This window comes from Oceanobacillus arenosus (assembly GCF_003369575.1).
Lineage (GTDB): Bacteria > Bacillota > Bacilli > Bacillales > Amphibacillaceae > Oceanobacillus > Oceanobacillus arenosus.
This window is the reverse complement of the sequence record NZ_PIOC01000020.1, coordinates 49,135-56,959: the sequence shown is the minus strand read 5'-3', so window position 1 is coordinate 56,959 and position 7,825 is coordinate 49,135. Positions and strand designations below refer to the sequence as shown.

General features: G+C 36.9%; 6 protein-coding genes and 1 rRNA gene. 6 read left to right on the top strand and 1 reads right to left on the bottom strand.

Annotation, left to right across the window (positions count from 1 at the left end; genetic code table 11):
- Positions 1-86: ribosomal RNA gene (gene rrf, locus CWR48_RS14390) — 5S ribosomal RNA — on the top strand; the annotation flags it as partial.
- 226 nt (positions 87-312) lie between these two features.
- On the opposite strand, the gene CWR48_RS14385 is transcribed toward rrf, so the two are convergent.
- The gene (locus tag CWR48_RS14385; RefSeq protein ID WP_115773984.1) at positions 313-1,881 is read right to left on the bottom strand and encodes an FAD-dependent oxidoreductase; all 1,569 of its coding nucleotides are present in this window, start codon (positions 1,879-1,881) and stop codon (positions 313-315) included.
- 288 nt (positions 1,882-2,169) lie between these two features.
- Here CWR48_RS14385 and CWR48_RS14380 point away from each other — a divergent pair, with 288 nt between their 5' ends.
- The 5 genes from CWR48_RS14380 (at position 2,170) to glcT (ending at position 7,654) form a co-directional block, all read left to right on the top strand.
- The gene (locus CWR48_RS14380; protein WP_115773983.1) at positions 2,170-2,514 is read left to right on the top strand and encodes an ArsR/SmtB family transcription factor; all 345 of its coding nucleotides are present in this window, start codon (positions 2,170-2,172) and stop codon (positions 2,512-2,514) included.
- A gap of 15 nt (positions 2,515-2,529) precedes the next feature.
- Positions 2,530-3,828, top strand: coding sequence for an arsenic transporter (locus CWR48_RS14375; protein ID WP_115773981.1), 1,299 nt, complete (start codon positions 2,530-2,532; stop codon positions 3,826-3,828).
- A 12-nt stretch (positions 3,829-3,840) separates the two neighbouring features.
- A complete protein-coding gene (gene arsC / locus CWR48_RS14370) occupies positions 3,841-4,266 on the top strand; it encodes an arsenate reductase (thioredoxin) (protein ID WP_115773979.1) in 426 nt (141 codons plus the stop codon).
- A 369-nt stretch (positions 4,267-4,635) separates the two neighbouring features.
- Entirely contained in the window at positions 4,636-6,321 is a 1,686-nt protein-coding gene (locus CWR48_RS14365; protein ID WP_115773977.1) for a methyl-accepting chemotaxis protein, read from the top strand.
- A 493-nt stretch (positions 6,322-6,814) separates the two neighbouring features.
- The gene (gene glcT / locus CWR48_RS14360; RefSeq protein ID WP_115773975.1) at positions 6,815-7,654 is read left to right on the top strand and encodes a glucose PTS transporter transcription antiterminator GlcT; all 840 of its coding nucleotides are present in this window, start codon (positions 6,815-6,817) and stop codon (positions 7,652-7,654) included.
- Positions 7,655-7,825 lie beyond the last annotated feature (171 nt).

Sequence of the window (7,825 nt, the reverse complement as noted above, 5' to 3'; positions counted from 1 at the left end):
GTTCCCATCCCGAACACAGTAGTTAAGCTCTTCAGCGCCGATGGTAGTTGGGACTTTGTCCCTGCAAGAGTAGGACGCCGCCAGGCTAAGCAAAAAAAACACTAAGGCTATGAATAATCATATCCTTAGTGTTTTTTTTTGTTAAGAAAGTTATAAAAGAAGGGGCTGTGGTTCATTATTTCGCAAAAATGCCAAGTTTAGCTCCATCTCTAAAGCTGAAGCGAGGTTTTCCTCACCTCCCTATGTCGCTAAACGGGCACTTACGCTATTATTCTTATCTTGAAGATCCATTATTCCAACCGTTTTTTTGATTTAATACCCAGAATCCTCAGAGGTTAGATTATCAATCATTTTATAATCATATTTTTGCAAAGGTTTTTCTGCTGGGCCTTCCAGTACTTCACCAGTATAGGAAAATCTAGAACCGTGACAAGGACAATCCCAAGAACGGTCGCCATTATTCCATTCAACTTCACAGCCAACATGTGTACAAGTAGTGTCCACAATATGTAGCTGTCCCTCCATGTCCTTATATGCACCTTTTCTCTCACCTTTAATAGTAATAACTGCTCCTTCGTCATTAGCTAAGGTTTCTGGATTGATATTGGTCATTTCAAGTTTCCCTTTAATTAAATGTGTAGCGACATTTGCATTCTCAACTAAGAAATTTTTTAGACTTGGATTTGCGATAAATCTAGACGGCGTGTATAAACTCTTAAAGTTATTCTTTCTATCCAAAATAATATCCCGAAATAGAAGTGCAGCAGCTGTTCCATTTGTCATGCCCCATTTCCTGAATCCAGTAGCAATTAATATATTCGGCTGACCAGACGTTAATTCACCAATATATGGTACTTTATCTAAAGTGACTAAATCTTGTGCAGACCAATAATAGGGGATGGATTCAAGACCAAAAACCTGCTGACCAAAGGCTTCAAGAGCTTCATAATGTTTCATCGTTTTCTCGCCCTGACCTGTCTTATGACTTTCACCAACGATAAGTACCATATTTTGCCCATTGATCTTCACGGAACGTAGTGATCGGGTAGGCTGGTCTGCGCTAATAAACATTCCACCTGGAAATGCCTTTTTCGGTTTTGCTGCCAGTACATACGATCGATCCGCATGTAATCTGGTAGAGTAGAGCCCTAGGCCCTCATAAAACGGAAAATGGGTACAGGCAAGTACGTGTTTAGCACTGACACGTGAACCATCGCGAGTAAGGACGGTCGGTCGTTTTCCTGTTTCAACATTTACAGCTGCTGTGTTTTCAAAAATAAGCCCACCCTTTTGTTTGATGATTTCGACAAGATGAAGAAGATATTTAATTGGATGAAACTGTGCCTGATCTTTCATAATAAGTGCATTTTTAATTAGTATATCTAAGGGGATCGTTTCAACCAATTCCCCAGCAATGCTTAACGTTTCATACGCTTTCGCTTCCTTTTTTATTTTTTCCGCATACTCATCTGTTGTTGAATATAGATAAGCATCTTCCATGCTAAAGTCGCAATCAATATTATGCTCCTTAACTGTTTTTTTGATGAAATCTAGGGCTTCAATATTTGCCTCGTAATAGAGCCTTGCCTTGCTTTTCCCAATATTCGTAATGAACTCATCATAGATAAGATCATGCTGTGCTGTGATTTTGGCTGTAGTATGTCCTGTAGTTCCATTCATTAACTGATCGGCTTCCAAGATGGCAACCTTTAATCCTTCGTTTGCTAATAGATAGGCAGAAGTAATTCCGGTAATTCCCCCACCAACAATTGCCACATCCACTTCAATATCCTGAGTTAGTCTAGGAAATTTTGGGAAATTGATAAAATCTCGCCAATAGGACTTAGGATGCTCTGAAAAAGATTGCTCGTTTTGCGCCATTAATAATTCCTCCATTATGTGTTGAATGATGTTTTTATTATGTTCCAAAATATGGAATTCATACGTAAAGGGAGAATTGATTATCCAATCCAAAGCTGAACAACCAACGACACCTCAGACGGAATCAGAACAAGGCTATGATGTTGTAGCTTCATAATAACAAAAGCTGATTTCCTATATCTAAAGGAGAATTGTAACCAGAGGATAAGTTAGATTATATTAAAAAGTTAACTTGAATATATAAGCAAATCATTATATGATAATATAGAAAAAGGGGAGGCATTGATATTGGTGGAAACTGCAATCGAAATGGATAAAGCAGCTTTAATCTTAAAATTACTAGGTGATCAGACGCGTTTGACGATGTTGAAGATACTCGATCGACATGCTTGCTGTGTATGCGAATTTGTCGAGATTTTTCAAATGAGTCAACCTGCGATAAGTCAACATCTGCGAAAATTAAAGGACTTAGGATTGGTTCAAGAGGAACGAAAGGGACAGTGGATCTTTTATTCCATTAATAAATATAGTGGTGAATATTCATTTTTACAACAAGTGCTTGATCAACTGCCTAACCAGGATTTAAAAATAATAGAACTTGAAAAGAATGGTACACGCATTTCTTGTTGTTAATCGGGGGAACGTATTTTGTCACTATCACTTATATTAGCAATATTTATTTTTTTAGTAACACTTACATTAGTTATTTGGCAGCCAAAAGGACTATCAATCGGCTGGTCTGCGATCGGTGGAGCTATACTTGCTTTATTAGCCGGTGTGGTTGATTTTAGTGATGTTATGGACGTAATTGGGATAACTTGGAATGCGACCCTATCTTTTGTAGCAATTATTCTCATTTCCTTGATCTTAGATGAAATTGGTTTATTCGAATGGGCATCCCTACATATGGCGCGAGTTGCAAAAGGCAATGGGGTAAAAATGTTCATCTATATTAGCATTTTAGGTGCAATTGTGGCTGCTTTATTTGCAAATGATGGAGCAGCGTTAATATTAACACCGATTGTCCTAGCGATGGTCCGCAATCTGGATTTTTCAGAAAAGATGATTTTCCCATTTATTATGGCGAGTGGATTTATTGCCGATACTACTTCACTTCCATTTGTAGTAAGTAATCTAGTAAATATTGTATCAGCAGACTTCTTTAATATTGGATTTGTTGAATATGCGTCAAGAATGATTATTCCAAACCTATTTTCACTAATCGTAACGATAATCGTGTTATTCCTTTATTTCCGGAAGAGTATACCAAATCAATACGATTTATCAAAATTACATGAACCACGGACAGTAATTCGTGACCCTAGAATGTTTCGCTTATCTTGGTATGTACTTGCCATATTATTAATTGGTTATTTTTCAAGTGAATCCACTAAAATTCCTGTTTCTTTTGTAGCGGGTGCGGTTGCAATTTTCTTTCTAATCATGGCTAGACGTAGTGATGCTGTCAATACTAAAGTGGTTCTAAAAGGAGCACCATGGAATATTGTTTTCTTTTCCATTGGTATGTATGTAGTTGTATATGGCTTAGGAGAAGCAGGACTTACGACATTACTAGCAACAGTTATACAAGCAGCAGCGGAACAAGGGTTATTCATCTCTACAATGGCAATGGGCTTTATTGCGGCATTCTTATCATCAGTGATGAATAATATGCCAACGGTTATGATTGATGCCTTGGCCATTGCCGAGACCAATGCTACTGGAATGATTGGCGAAGCATTAATTTATAGTAATGTTATTGGATCTGATCTAGGTCCAAAAATTACGCCAATCGGTTCACTAGCAACCCTAGCATGGCTCCATGTCTTGTCAACAAAAGGTATCAAAATTTCATGGGGCACTTATTTTAAAACAGGAATATTATTAACGATTCCGATTCTTTTCATTACGTTATTAGGATTATACCTAACATTACTTATTTTTTAAGGAGATGGACTTATGGCTAAAAAAACGATTTATTTCTTATGTACAGGGAATTCTTGCAGAAGTCAAATGGCAGAGGGCTGGGCAAAAAAATATCTCGGCAATGAATGGGAAATTAGAAGTGCAGGAATTGAAGCACATGGATTGAATCCTAAAGCTGTGAAGGCCATGAACGAGATTGGGCTTGATATCTCGAAACAACAATCCGAAATGATTGATACCGAGTACTTAAACAATGCAACAATGGCCGTTACGCTCTGCGGGGATGCAGCTGATCGTTGTCCAATGACACCAATACATGTTAGACGCGAGCATTGGGGCTTCGATGATCCAGCAAAAGCTGAAGGAACTGAAGAGGAAGTATGGGAGGTATTTCAGCGTGTTCGTGATGAAATTGGCGAGCGCATTGAGACATTTGCTATGAGCGAAAAGTTTATTTAATAATCTTGAGGTGCCGAGTAGCGCCAACACCTGGCACAAGCAACTAACTGCATAAAGAGCAGTTGTCCAGCATTGTATATTATTTTCTTAGAAGTAATCGCTAACCTTGGACAGTGGAGCGCTTACTTCTTTTTTTAGTGCACTGTCATTCAACTCCCACAAATTTAGTCTAATTATAATAGTTATTTGTGTAATATCCAATATTAGTAATTTGTGGAATATTTCACAGCCTATGGTAATTCTAGAATGATAGGTTATAATAATCTAGGTCTATGTCTCGTTAGTAAGGGAAAGATTATCATAAATACTAGGTCTTTATTACTGTTTACAGAAATTGGATGATCAAAAAAGGAGTAGAAAGAAATTATTATGAAAAGGCGATTAAATCTTAAAAGTATTAAAGCAAAAATAATATTTGGTTTTTCATTAGTAGTTTTACTTGTGATTATACAGGGCATTTATAACTATGCAGTAATGGATAAAGCTAATAATAGTGCGGAATATATTACAAATGAGGAATTACCATTATTAATCATCGATGAACGTTTAAATTATGAAATATCGGCATTGGTCGCGACAACACGTGGGTATGTTTTATCTGATGGGGAAACATACAGGGATACTTTTAATGAACATAAGTCACTAGTTCTTGAATATATAGAATCGGCCAGAGAACTAGGTAGTTCTGCAGATGTCTTGGATAAAACTACGCAATGGATTACTGATGTAGAGCGAAAAGTTCTGGATGTATTTGATAACGGGGATACAGAGTTAGCACTTGGCAATTTAGAAAAAACGACACCGTTAGTAAGAGAATTAATTTCGAGTTATGAAGGAATAGCGAGTGAACGGGAATCTAAGATTATGGATATTGAACAAAATGTTATAAGCAGTGGGCAAACTTCTGTAGTTATTGGAAATGTTATCACTATCTTAGTCATAATATTTAGCATCATTGTGGCTCTATATACTTCTACTACGATTACAAAGCCAATTAAAATGGTTATGGAACGGATGAAATTAATAGGTACCGGTAACTTAACAGGAGAAGCCCTACAAATAAAATCGAAAGACGAAACAGGTCAGTTAGCAATGGAAATGAACCTTCTGCAAGAGAAATTGAAGGACATGCTAAGCCATATTTCCAGGGCTTCTGAAATGATTGCTGGCCATAGCGAAGAATTAACGCAATCAGCTAATGAGGTAAAAACTGGTTCGGAACAAGTGGCTATCACCATGCAGGAATTGGCGACTGGTTCAGAAACACAAGCAAACAGTGCAAGTGATTTGTCCTCTATAATGGGAACATTTACAACGAAGGTTGGAGAAGCGAATGAAAACGGCCAAACAGTACATAACGCTTCAGATAAAGTAATTAACATGACAAATAAAGGGACACAGTTAATGAGCTCATCAAAAGAGCAGATGGCCAGAATTGATCAAATAGTTCAAGAATCAGTTGTTAAGGTTCAAGGGTTGGACGTTCATTCGCAAAGCATATCGAAATTAGTTTCCGTTATTCAGGATATTGCTGCACAGACTAATTTATTAGCATTAAACGCAGCAATTGAAGCAGCAAGGGCTGGCGAACATGGAAAAGGATTTGCTGTTGTTGCGGATGAAGTTCGGAAATTAGCTGAGCAAGTATCAGAGTCGATAACAGATATTACTGATTTAGTGAATAATATACAAACAGAATCTACCAAAGTATCTGACTCACTGCAAGGTGGATATAAAGAGGTTGAAGAAGGTACAAGGCAAATAATAGAGACAAGCGAAACGTTTAGTCAAATTAATCAAGCTGTTACGAAAATGGCGAACAACATAAAAGTAGTATCTAGCAATTTAGCAGATATAGCAGCAAGTAGTCAAGAAATGAATGGCTTTATTGAAGAGATTGCATCTGTTTCCGAGGAAGCGTCTGCAGGTGTTGAAGAAACCTCTGCAGCATCGCAGCAAATATCTAGTTCAATGGAAGAGGTTGCAGGAAGTTCTGAGGAACTTGCGAAATTAGCGGAAGAGTTAAATGCCAGGGTAAGTAGATTTAAGCTATAGAAGATATATTCTCATAAGTAAACATAGGAGATAGATAAGTCTCCTATGTTTTATCTTATAATGATTCAAACTAGATAATATGAAATTATAGAAATGTATATTATGGAGAGATTTTCCATAATATTCGTGTAATCCATTACATTCATGAGCTTCCTCCTGCATAAGAGGTAAGGAGGTTAAATGTATGATTCTAGATCTGAGTTAGTGATTCGTGGGTCAACCTCTGGATAGGGAATAGAATATGGATCTGGTTATTGGCGGAAATCTATTTTGCCAATGATAGTCAAACGAATTCGGGGAGAATCGACAGAGACATGAGGGAATCTGTCATGAGAAAAATTAAATTAGAATGAACACGACTACATCACCAATGCAAAACTTTTTCCTAGCATATACTGCTTGAACATTATATGCTATTATACAAAGGGATTTTGAATAAAAATGCATATAAAATAATCGAGCAGTATTTCTGTATGTTGTAGGGGGAAATAAATTGGCAGCGGCAACAATTATTAAAGCGCTAAATAATAATGTCGTGATGGCCAACCATCAAGAGGATGGGGAGGTCATTTTAATTGGTAACGGCATTGGCTATAATCGAAAAAGGGATGAACAGCTTTCCATAGATGAAGCGGATAAAGTATTCGTAGTAAAAAGTGCAAAGGAACAAGAACAATATAAAAAATTAATACCGAAGATGGATGAAGACCTTCAAAGTGTGATTATCGAAGCAATTGAACATATTAGTAAACGTGCTTCCGGAAATTTAAATGAACATATTCATATCGGATTAACCGATCATTTATTATTTGCATTGGAACGGGTTCGAGCGGGATTTACGATTAATAATCCTTTTTTAACTGAAACCGTTACCCTTTATCCATATGAGCAGGAATTGGCAAAGGAAGTTGTCGAATTAATTGGTGAAAAAACGGGCATTTATCTTCCGGAAGGAGAAGTGGGTTTTATTACGCTTCATATTCATAGTGCATTGATGAATAAAGATCTTGGCGAAGTGAATAAACATTCACAGCTTGTCACGCATTTAATTAATGTAATAGAAGAAGGACTTAATCTTACTCTCGATAAAGAGAGTCTGGATTATATGAGGCTTGTTCGGCATTTACGATTTACAATTGAACGTGTTGTCCAGGGGGAAAAGTCGGAAGAACCAGAAAAAATCGGAAATTTGTTGAAACATGAATACCCTTTATGTTATAATCTGTCATGGAAGCTGATTAAGATTATGCAGCAGTATTTGAAGAAGCATGTATATGAGGCAGAAACGGTTTATTTAACGATGCATCTTCAGCGCTTACAAAAGAATAAATAGCAATTATATCTTTACGTGTTACTGATTCGATCAGGCATAAGTAAGGAAGGATATTGAATGGTGTAAATATGGGAGTGGTTCCCATGTTCCTTTTCAGTTCTTTTCTTTGCTTATGCCTGTTTTTATTTGGTCTTTTGTACATGAACTTAATCAGCTAAAAAATACTTAGAG